Consider the following 19,727-nt stretch of genomic DNA (forward strand, 5'->3'; position numbering starts at 1 on the left):
GTGTTATATTTAGTTTTTATATTGAATGTTTAATTAGACTAATTTAGTATTTCTTATAGATATAATCTATTTTATTTTACAATTTATCTTGTTATTTAATTATATTAAACTTGTAGCCTAAATTCTGGGGGATATTAATACTTTTTTACCAAAAAATAATAGACATAAAGAGTAATTATAAGATACTTAATTAAGATTTATATAAAATAAAATATACTGCTTATTTATTAAGTATTATCTATTTTAATACTCCATAATTTATTAATACATAATTTTATACCTATACTTAGGATAATAAAGTATTTGGGTAATGGTAGTGTTTTAAATACAAAATATGACCATTATATTAGATATATATATCATCAATTAATAATATTATGTTCTTATATAACCTACTAGGATCATCTAAAAAAGATCTATAGATTTATATATCTTAACTTTCTTATTTAAACATTATTTTATAAAACTTCTTAGTTTTATTACAATATTTAGGCAATAATATGATTCCATAAATACAATAATATAAGAAAAAATAGCTACAAAAAAACTTAATTGAAGTTATTAGTATATCTTCCTAGAAGGATAATATAATAGATCATCTCATTCTATATAGTTCTTAATTGTGTTGATCATACCATAAAAAATTTTTTATTTAATAATGACTTTAAAGCTGAGAACATAATTATGTTCATCAAATTACGTTATAGCAATATTATTATTAATAAATATTATAACTCATAATATTTATATATTTTATAAATGAAGTAATCTTTTTATTATAAAATAAATAATTTTTTATTAGATACGTTAATAAGAAATTTCTCTTGTTATAATAATATTATTTTATAGAATAAAATTAATTGCTGTATATTTAAAATTTTTAGTTATTTTTAATAAAAATATATCTTAATATTCTTGTCTAGTAATAAACTATTATATCTTATGTTTTGTTTATTTTATGTTATTATTATGAGTATCATCATATACTGTAATTACTATATTTAATTTATCAGTTATGATGATTATATTTTATAGTCTTTTATATTTTTTCTTTTAAAAAGCAATAACAACCTTACTCGTAGTCAGTAAGTATTCTTTAATTAATTGTTATAATATAAAAGCATTAATATGCTTTATAAGATTAAAACTAAATGTAGTAATTATTGTAATTATTATTATAATTTATATATGAGTTAAAGTTTTTTAGTTTAAAATGACAGTATAAACTCATATTATGAATAATTTTACTTATTACAACAATAAATATAAAAATATTTTATCATTCTATATGCTATAATATTTTTTGATGTATCATATAATTAATAAAATTTTTCATTTTTTACATTAACTTAAAAGATATATACCTTGCTATTATTTAATGTAATTTATTATATGTACTTATTAGGACTAATTTTATAATATCTTAAGATATATATTTATTATTGTAATATATAGTATTTTTTTTAACTAAGCATAATAATATTCTATTGACTCTAATTTTTACTATATAAATTTAATAAATTTAGAAAATTACTTCTATTTGGGTGATTATGCTTAATATATTCTTCAGTTAATACTTTGTACATATTTAATTTAAAATTACTCAATATAAATTTATATATTTAATATTATTAAGCTTTATCAATATTTTTATATGTAGTAATATTTAGTATCTAAACATTTAGTCCACAAATTATTTACGGAGATAATTAGTGAAATTTGTAGACGAAGCATTGATTTATATCAAAGCTGGTGATGGTGGTGATGGTTGTATTAGTTTTCGTCGTGAAAAATATATTCCACGTGGTGGCCCGGATGGTGGTGATGGTGGTGATGGTGGTGATATTTATGCATTTGCTGATGAAAACCTCAGTACTTTAATTAACTACCGTTTTAAAAAGAAATTTCAAGCAGAATCTGGACATCATGGCCATAACCGAAAATGTACAGGTAAGAGAGGTCGTAATTTAATTATAAATGTTCCAGTAGGCACTCGTGTTATGGATGTAGATACCGGTGAATTATTAGGAGATTTACATTATTATGGTCAAAAAGTTATGATTGGTAAAGGAGGATGGCATGGATTAGGTAATAGCCGCTTTAAATCATCCACTAACCGTGCCCCACGTCAAAATACTTTAGGCTCTCAAGGTGACCAGCGCAATTTAAAGTTAGAACTTTTATTATTAGCAGATGTTGGTATGCTTGGCGCACCTAATGCGGGTAAATCATCTTTTATCCGTGCAGTTTCTGCTGCAAAACCAAAGGTTGCTGATTATCCATTCACCACGTTATTTCCAAGTCTTGGTGTTGTAAGGATGGATAATCATCAAAGTTTTAAAGTTGCAGATATACCCGGTCTTATTAAAGGAGCCTCTGAAGGAGTTGGTCTAGGTATTCGTTTTCTTAAACATTTAGAGCGTTGTCATATATTATTGCATCTTATAGATTTATCTATCATAAATAAAAAGGATTTAACTTATAATATAAGAGTTATTATAAATGAACTACGAAAGTATAGTAATACTCTTTTTCATAAACCACGCTGGTTAGTATTTAATAAAACAGATTTAATGGATTTTAAAGAAGCACAAAAAATTGCACAAGTTATTATAGAAGATCTTAATTGGGAATCAAAATACTATTTAATATCTACGATTAATTATAATGGTATAAGATTATTATGTTGGGATATTATGCAGTTTCTAAATAAATATCCACGTAAAATTAAAATAGAAAAATGTAAGCAATTTAATTTCACTTGGGATGACTGTAGTATATATAAATAAACAGAATTCATCGTATCCTTGTATGTATTAATCTTAATAAAAAATAATAATTGTATTCATTATATTTATTTAATTTTTAATATTTTTACATGTATAAAATAATAAAACATTGTACTTTACAGATCTAAAATTTGTAATCAGATATCTATTAAAGCAACATTGCTTTTGTAAAATTATTCATATAAAATTTTAATTTTTTATTAATATTAAAATTTTATTAGTAGAAAACATTGATATAGTAGGTTATATTCGTTGAATACTTATAATATGATACTATATTTCAATTGTTTAATATGATTGAATCTCATGAGGTTTTTTTATCAAAAAACAGTTAACTAATTGTATATAAGGTTATTATTTTTTATTCTAAAAAACTTTATATGTTTATCTTTAGTAATACATCAAAATAACATGGATTATCTTAGGTATTTTAATTTTTAATTAAATTAAGTAATTGTATAACTTTATTTTTAATATATTTCTAAATAAGAATAATTTTATATTAAAAATGTTTTTTTGATATAAAATAAGGATATTTATATATATAAAGTACAAAAATTCTTTTATTAATTAATATAAAAATTTTAACTGTATTATTTATTTTTTATTTTTATATGTTAGTATTATTACTAACTATAATAATAATATAATTAATGAGGAAATTTATTCTCAATATATATTGAGAATAATGTAAGATAAAACTCTTGTAATTATAAAAAATAATTTTATTAGAAAATACTAAGTTTATAGTTTATAGTTTTTTAGTTCTATAAGAGACTGGTCTGATATAATAATTTATATAAAATTTATCTAAATTATTAAATATAGCTATTAATAATATCTTCTTTAATGAATACAGCAAGTAATTTACATTATTTATAATAGTAGTTTACTATAAGGAGAATCTACTTTCTTTTATAAGTAATTTACTATAGTTATGTTGATTACATTATCTATTATATATAAATATGAATATAAAATAATGTTAGTTGTAAACTACTACATTATTAATAAAAAATTAATTATATTATCATTATAGATATAATTATAATATAATTAATTTTTAAAATACACTGCTCTTAAAATACCTTAATACTATTACTTTTTTATTATTTTATTCATATTTAATAAAATATACTTTTATATTAAAATATAATTTTTTATATAGATATTCATGGTATATTTCTTATAACAAAACAATTAATAAAAAATGCTTTTAGCAAATTTTAATAATTGTTATCATTATAAAAAGATATATATCCATATAAATAGAATATTTATTTATATGGTGAATAATTGACTTATAAAATCTATTTTTTTTATTTGTTTAAATATTAAATTATATATATTTATAATTGTATAAATAATAAATTATCTAATAAATTATTATATTTGATATTAATCAATTTTACTATATTTATTTTTATATAAATATAAAAGTTATATATTAAGAATTATAAAAAATTATACACCCTACTAGAATGTTGTTTACTTTACTAATAAGTACGGTAATTTTTGAATATTCAAAATACTATTTTGATCATTACAAACACGAATTATACTGTTATCTTCTAGATTTTTATTCAATATAGCCTGAATACTTATACTACCATCTTCCATGCGTATGGAGGCCAATATATTACCAGTGCGGTGCCATTTTTCTCCTAATTTTACCTCTAAATAATCATTTTCCTGGGGGAAATGATTTGCTGTTCCTTTGAGCCAGTACAAAGACCTGTGATTTGAACCACGGTATTGAGCTCTTGCGATCATTTCTTGTCCAATATAACATCCTTTATGAAAACAAATTCCTCCTAATGCCTGAAGGTTAATTGCCTGTGGAATCAGTTTACCACTATTTGCATGATTAATTATTGGATGACCTGCTTCTATCTCAAGTTCAATCCATTGTTTATTATCATTAAGTATCACATGTCCTTTTAAAACGCTTAAAAATTTATCAGCTATAGGAATAGACATAATTAATAAATAGCGATCTTTTGGTTTGGCCAAATAAATTATTGTAGTTTCTTTTTGCGTTATTACTGGTACTATTATATTAGGTAGTTGTGGAAAAAATAAATCTATTAGGATATTAGCGGCGTTTAAACCAGCCACACCGAGAATAACAACCTGATGATTAGTAGTAATAGTAAGGTTAGAAAATACGGCATATTTCTTAAGTTCAGTTATCTGATTATTAGCAACACTACGACGAATTATATAAGATAAATATCTTGATTGATAAAATAATCGTAAATCACACAATATCTTACCTTTGGCATTACAATGACCACATAAAATATGTTCTTGTTTGGTTAATGCCATGATATCTACTGTTAATTGTCCTTGTAAATATTTTCTAGCATCAGGACCAATAACATTTATAACTTGCAAGTCATTAAGCAACATAATAGTAGGAGGTAAATCTTCAGAGGCTACAGGTTGACGCGGTGTACAAAAAAAATTAAAAGACATAAGAAAGTTTCTTAATAACTATATAGTGATATAATTAAGCTCTTTATAGAAAAGCATAGTTTTAGAAAGTAATTTATAATTAGATTAGTTTTATGCATATAAGTTTTATTATATGTTAGATATATAAATATTTATTTTACTTTTATATATATTGTAGTTGATTTAATTTTAAGTCACTACAAAGATTAATTATAATTTTATTGTACAAAATTTATGATATATTATTCCTATGTATAAAATTGAGTTACTTATTTTAATATTATAAGTAATTGATAAAACATACTTTAACGTGTTTAGTTACTAACTAAACTAGTAATGTTAATTTGAATTAAGCAAAAAATCATATTTTTTTATAAAACTTACTTATTATTTTATACATTTAATAGATGTACTTTTAGGTTATAAGTTTTCATATTGTAAAGATATTTTATCTTTTTTAAACTTTACATTAATATCATAAATTTTTAAGTAATTACTATAATCGATTAACTAATTAAGTTTACTTATATACAACTGATTTTATATTCAAGATAGTTATTTTAAATTATTCTTATTTAAGGTAACTATTTAAGTCAATACAATCATCAATAATTAGTTGTTTTTTAAACTGTCTTTATTATTTAGATATTTTATCTTATCTTGATTATATTTACATCATTTATTTATTAAAAATTGTATATTAATTTTTGTTTTTAAGGCATGATAACTTTTCCTAAGTAATTATATAATTATTAAAGTAATACAAAACATTAAAATACATTTTAGTAAAATTCCCTTATTTTATTTTTTATTTTTAATGAGATGTTTTTATTCGAAAAAAATATTTATATATAAAAGATACTACTAGGTAATATAAAAGACCATAATATTTATAATTATCAGTATACATATAAACATATAATTGATGTTTTTATGCTATCTTTGTTAATTACCATAACAAAAAATTATTATTTTGCCTATTATTTTATCTAATTATATTTATAAATATTAGTAATATCTACTTTAGTAATTAATCTAATATAAAGTGGTATTATACATAATGTAGATATTTAAGATTTTTATCTTAAAGATTTTATAAGTATTATTCATTAGGTGGTAATATTATCTATTCTATTATATATCCATATAAATGCGTATATTATGTAATAATATACATGAATGAGTAATATTCACAATATTATTGTGAAGGTATCTATATTTTAAAATCTAGTTAACAGTGGTTATAATATAATAAATAATATCTTTTAAATAAATCTTATTAACATCATTTACTCATAAAAGTAAACATAATGTCAAGTATTAAATATTTTATAAAAAATTTTCTTCTTAAATAATTTTAAGATCAATACCTAGTAAATTCTTATGATCATTTAGTTTTATTTAAAATAGCATCTCCAGTATCTAAATACTGCATTGTTATTGCAAATCAGACAAACTGAACTTTAAAATAAGAGTAAAATTAATTCTATATTATTTAGGATAACCGTTAATATATTTAAGATAATTTTATTGATAAGTAGTTATTACTATAACGTTAAGCTTGAACAATAATATCTCATTTTTTTTAAGTATATTAATTGTTTCACATTCTTATTACCCTGCGTATTGATAAAAAATTTATTATAATTTAGTACTATCCAAAAAAATATAATTCTAACTATATAATAAAAAATATAATAGTCATGTTATATTTTGTTTTTCTATACGATATTGTGTTTATAATTTATTAAGTAATTTTATATAAATACGTTCTTTATTAAAAGTTGAGGATTAGTAATATTATGCGACATATTACTCTTAATAATATTTATAAAATTTTATATCTAATTAAAAAAAGAGTTAAAGCTATAATAAATAATGTTATATAATATATAAAATAACTATGTAGTTATGTACTATAAGTTTCTTAAAATATTACTATTCACATAAAAGGTATTATTTATTAATAATATACTTTATATGTAATATTTTAAATTATATATAAATAAAAATTAAGGATATTTTTATCTAAAAAATTTATTAAAATTTATAATTTTTACAGTGACTAATATAAGATATTATATATAATATTCCAATATTAGTTTATTGTATTTTTATAAGTTACTTTAGTGATAAAGTTTTCTATTAAGTGATGTATAATAGTAAAACTCTTTGATAATTGAGGGTAGTATGTCTATCAGTATAAGCTACGCTGCTGCACAGCGCATACGTATATTTTTAGTAAATCGTGGAAAAGGTTATGGTTTACGCTTAGGTATTAAAAATTCTGGTTGTTCTGGAATGACCTATATACTAGAACTTATTGATGCACCTAATAAATATGATGTAGTATTCGAGGATAAGGGAATAAAAATGATTATTAATAGTAATATTTTGCAATATCTTGATGGAACAAAGCTAGATTTCGTAAAAGAAGGTCTAAAAGAAAGTTTTAAGTTTAATAATCCCAATATAATTAGTGAATGTGGATGTGGTAAAAGCTTTAATATCTAATAAGGTAGTTATCTTACTAACTTATATATATTAGTTTATTTTTAAAATATTTTTATATAAAGCATTTACAATATCCTGAGGTATATAAAAATATCTAGAGGATTGTATGGATTATTTTACATTATTTGAATTACCAATTTGTTATTTGATAAAGGATAGTCTTCTTACTTCACGTTATCAGCAATTGCAGCTTAAATTTCATCCTGATAAATATATTGATCAAACAGAATGTGAACGTATACAAACTGTTAAATATGCTGCAACTATTAATAAAGCCTATCAAACTCTCAAGTACCCTTTAAAACGAGCAGAATATATACTATTTTTACATGGATTAGATTTAGAAAACAGAAAAAATATCATATATGATAAAGCATTTTTAATGGAACAATTAGTATTACGTGAAGAGCTTGATGTGATTATGCATATGATTAATTCTCAAGAATTATTAAATAATTTTGCAACGCGTATTACTCAAATAATTAAAAAACATAGTACACAAATGCTTGTAAATTTGGAACAGCATAAATGGGAGGAAGCAGCAGATATTTTATGTAAGTTATTTTTTCTAGATAAACTACAGCTTCAAATAGAACAAATTGAAGAAAAATTATTAGTTTTATAAAAAATTTCAGTTATTATTGTTCTGTTGTATGTTTTTAACAGAAAATATTACAACAAACTTTGTTTTAACGGAAAGCTAAATATGTCTTTATTACAAATTAGTAAGCCTATAATAAACAGCCTATTAGAGCGACTACGGTTATCTGCTGGTATAGATTTGGGTACTACAAATTCACTGGTAGCTACAATAATTAAAGGTAAGGTGGAAACATTATCTGATAACTATGGTCGTAATTTGCTACCGTCTATTGTACATTATCATAAAGATGGAATTACTGTTGGTTATGAAGCTCGTCAGCAATTAACTCAAGATCCGATAAATACTATTATATCTATAAAACGTCTTATAGGACGTTCTTTGGCTGATGTGCAAGTATATTACCCTTATATGCCTTATAAGTTTCTTACCAGTGAAAATGGATTACCAATAATGATTACTGCTGGTGGGATGATTAATCCTATCCAAGTATCAGCTGAAATATTAAAAGTTCTAGCTAAACGAGCACGAGATATTTTAGGAGGTGATCTGAATGGTGTTGTGATTACTGTACCTGCGTATTTTGATGATGCACAACGTCAGAGTACTAAAGATGCAGCTTGTCTGGCAGGACTAAATGTACTACGTCTTCTTAATGAACCAACCGCAGCAGCAATTGCTTATGGCTTAGAATCAGGAAAAGAAGGTGTAATAGCAGTTTACGATTTAGGAGGTGGTACTTTTGATATTTCTATTTTACATCTTAACCACGGTATATTTAAAGTATTAGCTGTTGGCGGAGATTCTACTTTAGGTGGTGATGATTTTGATTATTTATTAGCTGATTTCCTACGTAAGCAATCGGGATATACTGATTGCAACGATACATATATTCAACGTAATTTTCTTGATGTAGCTAATGCAGCTAAAGTTGCGCTCAGTGATGTGAAACAAATAGATATTGAAATAGTAGGTTGGAAAGGCTGTGTGACTAGAGAGCAGTTTAATAAACTTATTAATATTTTAGTTAAACGCACCTTGTTAATTTGTCAAAAAGCATTAAGAGATGCTGGTATTACAATTAACAAAGTGATAGAAGTAGTTATGGTAGGTGGCTCTACCCGTATCCCTTTGATTCGTGAATTAGTAAAAAATTTTTTTAATCGTACTCCGTTAACCTCTATTGATACTGATCGTGTAGTAGCTATAGGAGCTGCTATTCAGGCAGATATTTTAGTTGGTAATAAATCTAATTCAGAAATATTATTATTAGATGTTATGCCTCTTTCCCTTGGTTTAGAAATTATGGGTGGATTAGTAGAGAAAATAATTCCGCGCAACACTACTCTTCCTATCGCTTATGAAAAAGAATTTACTACATTTAAGAATAGTCAAAATCTTGTCATGATTCATGTAGTACAGGGAGAGAGAGAGCTAGTAAAAGATAATCGTTCTCTAGCTAAGTTTATACTACGTTGGCCTTCCTCTATACTTACTAAAAATCCACGTATCCGTGTAACTTTTCAGGTAGACGTAGATGGTCTACTTAGCGTTATTGCTATGGAAACAACCACTGGTATACAGTCTTCTATTTACATTAAACCATCATATGGATTAAGTATTAATCAAATCAATACTATGCTTCAAGACTCTGTAGTAAATGCTAAAAAAGATAAAGTAGCACGTATGTTAGCAGAACAAAAGGTTATAGTAGATCGTGCATTAGAAAGTCTTAATAGTTCATTGGCAGAAGATATTAACCCCCTTAATGAATTAGGTCTAGGAAAGTGTGAAAAGTTATAACCAAATTAAAGTAGATTACTGCTAGTAATGTCGTTTAAAATATTTAAAGTAGATCAAAAACTAATACATACTAAAGTATAAAAAATAAATTACTATTTGTAGATTGAATTTATATATTATTAGCTAGGTTATAACTGACTATTATAATAGTGATGAGGTTTAAAATGCCTAAAATTATATTTCTTCCAAATAAAGATTTTTGTCCTATAGGTGCAGTTTTAGAGGCTCAGATAGGAGAAACTATTCTTAATATTGCTTTACGTAACGGAATAAAAATAGAACATGCTTGTGAGCATTCATGTGCTTGTACAACATGTCACTGCATTATTAGGCAAGGATTTAACTCTTTAGAAAAAATTAGTGATTTAGAAGCAGATACATTAGATAAAGCTTGGGGGTTAGAACAAGAAAGCCGCCTTAGTTGTCAAGCAAAAATAGCAAAACAAGATTTAGTGGTGGAGATTCCTCTTTATACTATTAATCATTGTTGTTAATATTATAAAAAATTTATATAGGTTATATAGATGGTCTAGGGAATATTTTTATAATTATTTTATATTTTTATAGTATTTTGTATATTTAATATTAAATATTTTTTATTACTAAATACTAGTCAATTTAAGATTGTAAAAAATTATACAAAATATAAAGAATATTAAAAAATTATTGCTAATTTTAGTTTAGACTAAAAATATAGAATATAAGACATCTACAAGTATTTTTTTAATAAAATTAAATTTACTCTAAACAATGTAAACAAGATTATATAAAAAATAAGGTGATAATAAAGCACTTTTATATAACAAAGAATATCCATATTTCTTTAATATATAGTAATAGGTATAAGTATAAGTATAAGTATAAGTATAAGTATAAGTATAAGTATAAGTATAAGTATAAGTAAGATATTGTGTTATTTCCCTTAAGAAATAGACTTATTTTATATTAAAATATTTATACTGAAATTAAATTAGAAAAAATATTTATTTATGCATTATAATTTGTATATGGTAATTATTAAGTTAGTATTATTCTGATACTTTCGTTCATAAGTTTTCTGATGAGTTCATCTTAAATAGTAAGTTAAAGATTTTTTACATTTCAATATTTTATCCTAATATTTATTAAAAATATTAATTTTATATGATCGTAGTAATATTCTAAGAAAGAAAAATTAATTACTAATATTTAGTCAACAATGCTATTATTCAATAAATTATGATATCAATGATCATTGATAATAGAATAGTAACTAATTAAAAATTTAATTTTTTAAAAAATAAAACCACTTACATTTAAGATATAAGCGGTGATTGATTTTAAATTCATTATAAATATTATCATTTATAGTGAATATCTTCTATATGTATTTTTTTATTTTATATACGCCATTTTTTAAATTGATTGATTAACGAATTAGTAGAACTATCGTGATTATTAATGTTTTCTTGATCATGCAATTCTGGTAAAATATAATTAGCAAGTTGTTTTCCTAGTTCTACGCCCCACTGATCGAATGTAAATATATTAAGAATTGCACCTTGAACAAATATTTTATGCTCGTAAAGAGCCATTAATAATCCTAAGCTATATGGTGTAATTTGACGTAATAAAATTGAGTTAGTTGGTCTGTTACCCTTAAATGTTTTAAATGGTACTATATGAGCTATCTCCGCTGTAGTTTTATCGTCTTGCGCAAACTCTTGTTCTACTTTTTTACTAGATTTACCAAAAGCTAGAGCTTCTGTTTGAGCAAAAAAGTTAGACATTAATTTAATATGATGATCTCCTAGTATATTATGGCTAATAACAGGAGCGATAAAATCACAAGGAATTAATTTAGTACCCTGATGTATTAGTTGATAGAAAGCATGCTGACCATTAGTGCCAGGTTCACCCCAAATAATTGGACCAGTTTGATAAGATACTGGATTACCGTTACGATCAATATTTTTACCATTAGATTCCATATTATTTTGCTGGAGATAAGCAGGAAAAAGATGCATATATTGATCGTACGGTAAAACTGCCTCGGTTTCAGCTCCAAAAAAATTATTATACCAAATACCAATTAGTGCTAGTTTGACTGGTAAGTTTTTTTCCAGTGGTGTCTTAGCAAAATGTTGGTCCATTGTGTGAGCACCGTTAAGCATTTGTTTAAAGTTATCAAAACCTAAGCTGAGTGCAATAGATAGTCCAGCAGCAGACCATAAAGAATACCTGCCACCAACCCAATCCCAGAATTTAAACATATTATCAGTATTAATACCAAAATTGTGTACTGCTTGGCTATTTGCGGATAATGCAATAAAGTGTTTAGTGATATTAGTTTTATTGCTTCTAGTAGATTGCATAAACCAGTTACGCGCGCTATGAGCATTAGTCATAGTTTCTTGAGTAGTAAATGTTTTTGATGCTATAAGAAATAAAGTAGTTTCTGGATTCAATGTTTTTAACGTTTCAATAATATGTGTACCATCAATATTAGAAACAAAATGCATGTTTAGGTGATTTTTATAAGGTTTTAAAGCTTCTGTTACCATATGTGGACCTAAATCAGAACCACCAATACCGATATTAACTATATCAGTTATATTCTTACCGGTAAAACCCTTCCATTCACCGTAAATTACTTTTTGGCAAAAATTCTTTATTTTTTCTAGTACTATTGGTATTTCATTTGCTTGATCTATAATTATTTGTTTATTATTTGGGTTACGAAGTGCTGTATGCATAACGGCACGATTTTCTGTACGGTTAATTTTTTCTCCTGCAAACATAGAGTTAATAGCTCCTTGCAAATCAGTTTCTTTTGCTAAATCTAATAACTTTGTAATAGTCTCTGTTGTTATGATATTTTTAGAAAAATCTACTAATATTTGATCATCAAATATAGTTGAAAAATTAGAAACACGGTGAGGATCTCTTTTAAAAAGATCATCTATCTGGATATTTTTCATTTGTTCAAAATGTTTTTGTAATTCATACCAAGCAACAGTTTTAGTAGGATTAATATTTTTCATAGCAAATACCTTTATGCTTAATAACAAAAGTTTTATATATAAAATAAAATATAGAGAATACAGTTATTTTAAGCTTACTATGACGTAGTAGGTTCTTTATTAATGTAAGTCATATTATATTTCACTATTCAATAAGAGTTATATTTTATTTTAATATTATAGAAAATAATAAATAATTTCAATATTTAGTTATTATCAAAGTAAATTAAATAATTATATCTTATTTAAATAAAATATATAAATAATTTATTATAATTTTTTATTACTATTTTTTAGTATTTAATATCTTGTATTATACTCTATTGTAATAAATTCTAATGTAGGATTATTTTTGATGTATTTCAAATTTTAATAACTATAATTTTAATCTTATTTGTAGATCTTTAATCTAAAATATATTACTAGGTTAGTGAGGTATAATTATTTTCTTATAGCAGTCAAAAATAATATTATATAAATACTAATCTTAAAATAACAAAATACTAATTTTATGTAACTTGTTTATTAAGTAAACTACTACAATTATAATTAATAATAATTATTTTATTAATTTTTTAATAAAATTAATTCTTTTACATCTAAAATTTTTTACCTATATTATATTAATAATATATATCAGAAGAGGATAGTTATTTAAGTTAAAATTATATATACTATAGTAGTACTTATAAAGAAATTATTTTTTAGTGACTAGTTATAATAGGATTGTATATCCTATAAGTCTTATATATCGATATTATCTTACTAGTAAAATACTATCGATCGTTATCTATGATAAGTAAAACGATACTTATAATTTATGCAACCTTGTCTCAAGTATTAAGTTATATATAATATAATTATTTTTATTTAAGTTATATAAAAAATAGTAACTTATATCATAACTAACGAAATACTGCACTATACAATATTAAAGTGTAGTATATTTTTTTCTATACTTTTTAGGTAAAAAATTTGTATCTTTAATATATTTCATTAGTTATATAACATTACTGGTTAAGTATAAAAATATATAAGAATATTATTCGCTTTTATTGTTTGTCTTAATAATAAGACAGTGGTGTATATTGAAAAAATTAAATAAATTATTGAATAATGATTTATAGGTATTATTTTGTATATTTTTTAAAGTAAACATTCAAACCATAAGTAACATGCTTTATTATATATTTAATATCATATAAAGTAATTAATATTACTATAATAATTTATCCAAATATATATATACATAATATGTAATAATTATGAGAAAATTTTTACTAAAATAGATATATCTTTAATTATAATTATATATTCTTTTATTTTATTTTAAGAATAAAGTACTGTGATTACTATAGTAATAGTCATAAGGCAGTAATACTTACATCTTTAATTGTCGTGTTGCTTAAAATTAAATTTAGTATTAAATTTCTAATTTTGATTAATGCTTAATCATTACTAATATAATATAAATCTCTTAAATGAGACTATATTCTATATAATAATTAATAGTATATATATCATAATAAAGTGATGTTAATAAAAATATTTACCGTTAATTCTAATTTTTAATTAACTATCTATTTGTCTTATATTTTTGCTTTATATTGATTTCATAGATTATTATATTGAGTGTTAGTATGTTAATAGATTATATACATTAGTTTTTAACTTTAATTAATAAATTTTGATTATTATACCTAGATATTCATGAAGTTATCCTATTACTATTAAGGTACAGCATATCTATTAAAGCTTTGTGGGGGTAAAAAGATGGATGCTAGTACATTTTGTTGTATTACAGGTGGCGGTACGGTAGGTATAATTTTAGGTTGGTTAATATCTAGTCTTCGTATGCGGCATAAAATACTTGTATTAGTAGCTAATTCAAATGTATACCAAAAAGAAGTTACGCAATTTCAGCAAGAACAACAAGCTTTAATAAAATTACAACAATGTGAAAAAGATCAAATACTAAGTATGTTGCACACCCACCTTAAAGCAACGCAAGAAAAATTACATCAGAAATACCTATGGCATGATGAGTGTATACAATTAACTAAACAATTATGCGAATTACGTGCAGTAAATATATTACAAGAAGCAAAGATACGAGAAGTTACTGTTCGTTTAGAAGATACTCAATTAGATATGAAAGAAAAACAGCTATTAATGATTAATAATGAAAAACTTTTTAATACTCATTTTGAAAACTTAGCTCATCGTATTTTCGAACATACGGGAAAACGGGTAGAAGAGCAAAATACGCAGAGTTTAAATATTTTACTAATTCCTTTACGTGAGCAATTAAAACATTTTAGTCGCCAGGTACAAGATAGTTTTGGACAAGAAGCACGAGAAAGACACACTCTAACTCACGAAATTCGTAATCTTCAGCAGTTAAATTCGCAGATGACTCATGAGGCAATTAACTTAACCAAAGCTTTAAAGGGGAATAATAAAACACAGGGAATTTGGGGGGAAATAGTACTCAATCGCGTACTAGAATCTTCTGGTTTACGTGAAGGGCATGAGTATCAAACACAAGTAAATATTCAGATTGGAACTGATAGTCGTATGCAACCAGATATTATTGTACATCTTCCACAAGGAAAAGATGTAGTAATAGATTCTAAGGTTTCGCTAGTAGCTTACGAAAGGTATTTTAATACTGAAGATGAGGTAGTGCGTGAACTAGCTTTACAAGAACATCTGGTTTCAGTTAAAAATCATATACGTCAACTTGGATGCAAAGACTATGAGAAGTTACCTGGAATTAAGTCTCTTGACTATATTCTGATGTTTATTCCTATTGAACCAGCGTTTTTAGTAGCTATTAACTGTGACTCTAACCTTTTAAATAAAGCTTTAAAGCATAATATTATGTTAGTTAGTCCAACTACTTTATTAGTTGCATTGCGCACTATTAGTAATTTATGGCGTTATGAACATCAAAACCAAAATGCACAGAAGATTGCCGATCGCGCATCTAAGTTATATGATAAAATGAGATTATTTATCGATGATATGGAATCCCTAGGGCATAGTATAGATAAAGCACAATTAAATTATAATCAGGCCATGAAAAAGTTTGGGCAAGGACGTGGTAATCTTATAGGACAAGTAGAAAATTTTCGTGTTTTAGGGGTAGAAGTGAAAAGACCTATAAGTTTTTCTCTTGTCGAGAAAGCACATTTAAGCAATGAATTAGAAGAGGAGTAGACCATTTAGTCTAAAGTAATATAAGTGTAATAATATTACAATAAGTACTATAACTTACCATTATTTTATTTAATATAAATATAAATATAAAGAATTATTATAAATTCTATAAGCTTACATTAAAATAATATTAAAATAAATAAAGTATCAATAAATATACTTAATATCAAATATTATTATTGTGACTAACAAAGATAAACAACTAGTATTATTCTAGTATTTTATACTATATTCATAAAATATTTCCCAATAAATCATTTTATTATTATAATTGTAGTTATATATGTGTTTGTAGTAAAGTAGGCTTAATATTGTAAGCCACAATAGCTATTAAGCAGTAAATTATCATTAATTTTAGTACAACTAAGTAGATATTATCAAATTATATTAAATATTTTAATATTATAGATTAAAATATAGAATATATCAACATAAAATATGTTTTATAATATTAATTATGCCACAGAAAATGTCAGTAGTACTTACTGAATCTATTAATAATTATTTTACTTAATCGTGATGATTAATGTGTTATGTAATGCAACTTTATAAAATTAGTATATATAATATTAATTTTTAACATTACTTAGATATACTAAATATAGTAAGAGTCTTAATAAAGTAACTCTAATATTTATAGTCAATTATACCATTAAGATTACATAACCCTTCGTAACTTCACAGAATACTATTATTTTACATAGAAGAAATAACTTTTAATAAACATATTACCATACTAAATGTATTATTTTATTAATTACAATTGAAAAACAATTCACTAAATGTTAATATCTTAACATCTAATTAAAGCAATATCGTCATGATTACACTAGTAAATTTTTTACTTTTATGGTTCATTATGCTCATTTATTATCTCTTAATGTAGTTGTTATAAATAACTACTTTGGATACTTCAAAATCTTAATTGAGTAAACATAACTTTATCATAAGGATTTGTCTTACAAATTTTATTATAATGTTATAGGTATTGTAGTTTTTTATATTCATACCCGTTTTTGATATTATATGATTTAAGAATTATATAATATAATTTATTTTTTTTATCACATTAATATAATAAGTTCAGTAAATACTATGTAGAGTGGTGAATTTTATTATATAAATAATACTTACTTATAACCTAGAATATATACATGTAAAAGAACAATTTTATTTCTAATATATATTATATTTTAATAAAAATAAAACAAACAAGTCATAACTATAAAATATATTTTATTATCCATTTAATAAAACTGCTTTATTTTATAAAAAGTTAATATAAATGATTTATTAATTAGAAATATTAAAATAGGTTTTTATATTACAAGAAAGGAGTATAATAAAATTATTTTATTACTATAAATTTTATAATTTATAATTTAAATAAAATACTTCAACTAAATAATTAGTATTTATATACATTATATATTTAGTATAAAATACAATTTAAGTTCTAAATAATCATTGTTGTAGGTTCTTACAAAACTTCTACGTCTTACTCTACAATAAGTAGTCTTATTAAGATAATATTAATAAAATTAAATCTATATTATATAGATTAAACTTCCTATAATTATTAATTAGTTTGCTTTATTATAAAAACAAGATATTTAAGTTAAAAATATATTAAAACCTCAATAAATCGCAATTATTATAGAGATTATTTTAGTGTTTTAATAATCAAAATAACAATGTTTTTTAGTATAATCTTTTATTTATTAGGTCTATTATATGAAAATAAAATAAAATTACTGATAAATAATTGTTCAGAGTATTAAGATGTATATCTACACGTCTTAATAAAGGAAGTATTATTTTTTATATTGCTTATAAATATATTATCAAGAATTAATTACTGATAATTATCTTGTTATAGGTTATATTAAGTTACATATAAATATAAAAGAATTTTGATGGATTAAATAAAATAGCTTTAAAAAAGCTACATATAATTTAAGATTATATATTTTTAATATAGCTTAATTTTTTATATATGCTAAAAGTATATCTTAACTATTATTGTGATTAATCTTTAATAATATTAAATAATTAATAATATTAAATATATTATATACATATTTCTATATATACAAAATATAAATGTAGTAATACTAAATAAATAATAAAAATAAGTATTTTTACTTAAGAATTACAAGAAAATTTTTTCCATACGACAGTATATAAATATTATTATTTTTATTAACTTTGCACTTCTAAATATCTAAATATATCAGTATTCATTAAGAAATTATTAGTAAGCTCAATAAGATTGAATAACATTATTGATTATATAATATAAAATTTTATGTATCTACAGTGTATAGCAATCTAGTAGAACTATAAGAGTTCTCTACAGACTTTTTCTAGGTATTTATTATATTAATACTATAAAAAATTTTTATATATCTAAGTACTTCGTACCACGTTTTATAATGGGATAATATTAATTATCTATATTAAATTATTTATCTATCAAATTATTTAGTTAGTATAAATTATTTATAATACCTATTATTTTATTATTGAAAATAAATAACCTGATTTGGAGTATAGTTACAAGAAATAATAAACAATATTTTATATAATATACAGTAAAACAAAGTAACATAGTAGGTTACTAACCAGTCTTGATATACTAGATTAAAGTAATAAATAAATAAGTTATAATAGTCTAGGTTATTAAATTATAGTGATTACTATATTATTAAGTTGTATAATACATTAGCAGTAAAAATAATGATTTAATTAATTTAGGTGAATATTCTTAGTTATAATTTATTATATATTTATGTATAGTATATATACTTTATATTTAAGTAATATATAAATTAAAATTTAATAATAATTTTTATATAGAATATTTTTAAGTAATAAGATTACATCTATTATGATTTTAATCATTAATAAATTTTGTTATTAAAATTTAGGGATATTATTACAGTATCTAATGATCATGTTTTATTATACTTATTGTATTATAAATATTTTAGTACAATTAATATATGAATTATAATAAATTATTATTTAATAATTTTTTTTTAAAGTTACTACCTAGATTAATTATAGTATAGTTTCATATCTATAATTTTTATTTTTTCTGTAAAACGGGATTATAAAAATTATTACTACTCTTAATAACTAGTAAAATAATTTTTAATTAGTATTATAATTAAATAATTCTAGAATAATTTTTATTTAAAATGTAAAATATTTTTTAATAAAAAAGCTAATAAATTTTATTATACTATTATCTTTACAATTATAAGAGTACTACATCAATATATAGATATTTTAGAAGAATTATTTTTAAAGGCGTAAATAATCTCAAAAGATATA

At 22.6% G+C, this 19,727-nt stretch carries 6 protein-coding genes and 2 pseudogenes; 6 read left to right on the forward strand and 2 right to left on the reverse strand.

The features are described 5' to 3' along the window. Positions 1 to 1,712: 1,712 nt before the first annotated feature. Positions 1,713 to 2,771: pseudogene (gene cgtA, locus K0T98_RS00295) on the forward strand (Obg family GTPase CgtA); the annotation flags it as partial. A gap of 1,506 nt (positions 2,772 to 4,277) precedes the next feature. Here the strand turns inward: cgtA and ygfZ are convergent. Further along, positions 4,278 to 5,267: a tRNA-modifying protein YgfZ gene (gene ygfZ / locus K0T98_RS00300; RefSeq protein WP_225639433.1), complete on the reverse strand. Its 990-nt coding sequence runs from the start codon at positions 5,265 to 5,267 to the stop codon at positions 4,278 to 4,280. A gap of 2,169 nt (positions 5,268 to 7,436) precedes the next feature. On the opposite strand from ygfZ, the gene iscA reads away from it, so the two are divergent. From iscA to fdx, 4 genes and pseudogenes are all read left to right on the forward strand, one after another. Beyond that, positions 7,437 to 7,760 carry an iron-sulfur cluster assembly protein IscA gene (gene iscA / locus K0T98_RS00305; protein WP_225639434.1) on the forward strand — a complete coding sequence of 108 codons (324 nt, stop codon included), beginning with the start codon at positions 7,437 to 7,439 and terminating at the stop codon, positions 7,758 to 7,760. 106 nt (positions 7,761 to 7,866) lie between these two features. Further along, positions 7,867 to 8,385, forward strand: a complete 519-nt coding sequence (gene hscB / locus K0T98_RS00310) for a co-chaperone HscB (protein ID WP_225639435.1) — start codon at positions 7,867 to 7,869, stop codon at positions 8,383 to 8,385. An 81-nt stretch (positions 8,386 to 8,466) separates the two neighbouring features. Further along, a pseudogene (hscA, locus tag K0T98_RS00315) lies at positions 8,467 to 10,134 on the forward strand (Fe-S protein assembly chaperone HscA); the annotation flags it as partial. A gap of 194 nt (positions 10,135 to 10,328) precedes the next feature. Further along, positions 10,329 to 10,658 carry an ISC system 2Fe-2S type ferredoxin gene (gene fdx, locus K0T98_RS00320; protein WP_225639436.1) on the forward strand — a complete coding sequence of 110 codons (330 nt, stop codon included), beginning with the start codon at positions 10,329 to 10,331 and terminating at the stop codon, positions 10,656 to 10,658. Positions 10,659 to 11,543: 885 nt separating this feature from the next. Here fdx and pgi read toward each other — a convergent pair. Next, complete coding sequence (pgi, locus tag K0T98_RS00325; protein ID WP_225639437.1) at positions 11,544 to 13,187, reverse strand: glucose-6-phosphate isomerase; 1,644 nt, start codon at positions 13,185 to 13,187, stop codon at positions 11,544 to 11,546. 1,752 nt (positions 13,188 to 14,939) lie between these two features. On the opposite strand from pgi, the gene rmuC reads away from it, so the two are divergent. Next, positions 14,940 to 16,388, forward strand: coding sequence for a DNA recombination protein RmuC (gene rmuC, locus K0T98_RS00330; RefSeq protein ID WP_225639438.1), 1,449 nt, complete (start codon positions 14,940 to 14,942; stop codon positions 16,386 to 16,388). Positions 16,389 to 19,727 lie beyond the last annotated feature (3,339 nt).

The organism is Candidatus Profftia sp. (ex Adelges kitamiensis) (assembly GCF_020342455.1).
Classification (GTDB): domain Bacteria; phylum Pseudomonadota; class Gammaproteobacteria; order Enterobacterales; family Enterobacteriaceae; genus Profftia.

Excerpts from the sequence above, each read along its gene's own strand:
- ygfZ (WP_225639433.1), bottom strand. The coding sequence starts at position 5,267 with ATGTCTTTTAATTTTTTTTGTACACCGCGTCAACCTGTAGCCTCTGAA.
- rmuC (WP_225639438.1), top strand. The coding sequence starts at position 14,940 with ATGGATGCTAGTACATTTTGTTGTATTACAGGTGGCGGTACGGTAGGT.
- fdx (WP_225639436.1), top strand. The coding sequence starts at position 10,329 with ATGCCTAAAATTATATTTCTTCCAAATAAAGATTTTTGTCCTATAGGT.
- iscA (WP_225639434.1), top strand. The coding sequence starts at position 7,437 with ATGTCTATCAGTATAAGCTACGCTGCTGCACAGCGCATACGTATATTT.
- hscB (WP_225639435.1), top strand. The coding sequence starts at position 7,867 with ATGGATTATTTTACATTATTTGAATTACCAATTTGTTATTTGATAAAG.
- pgi (WP_225639437.1), bottom strand. The coding sequence starts at position 13,187 with ATGAAAAATATTAATCCTACTAAAACTGTTGCTTGGTATGAATTACAA.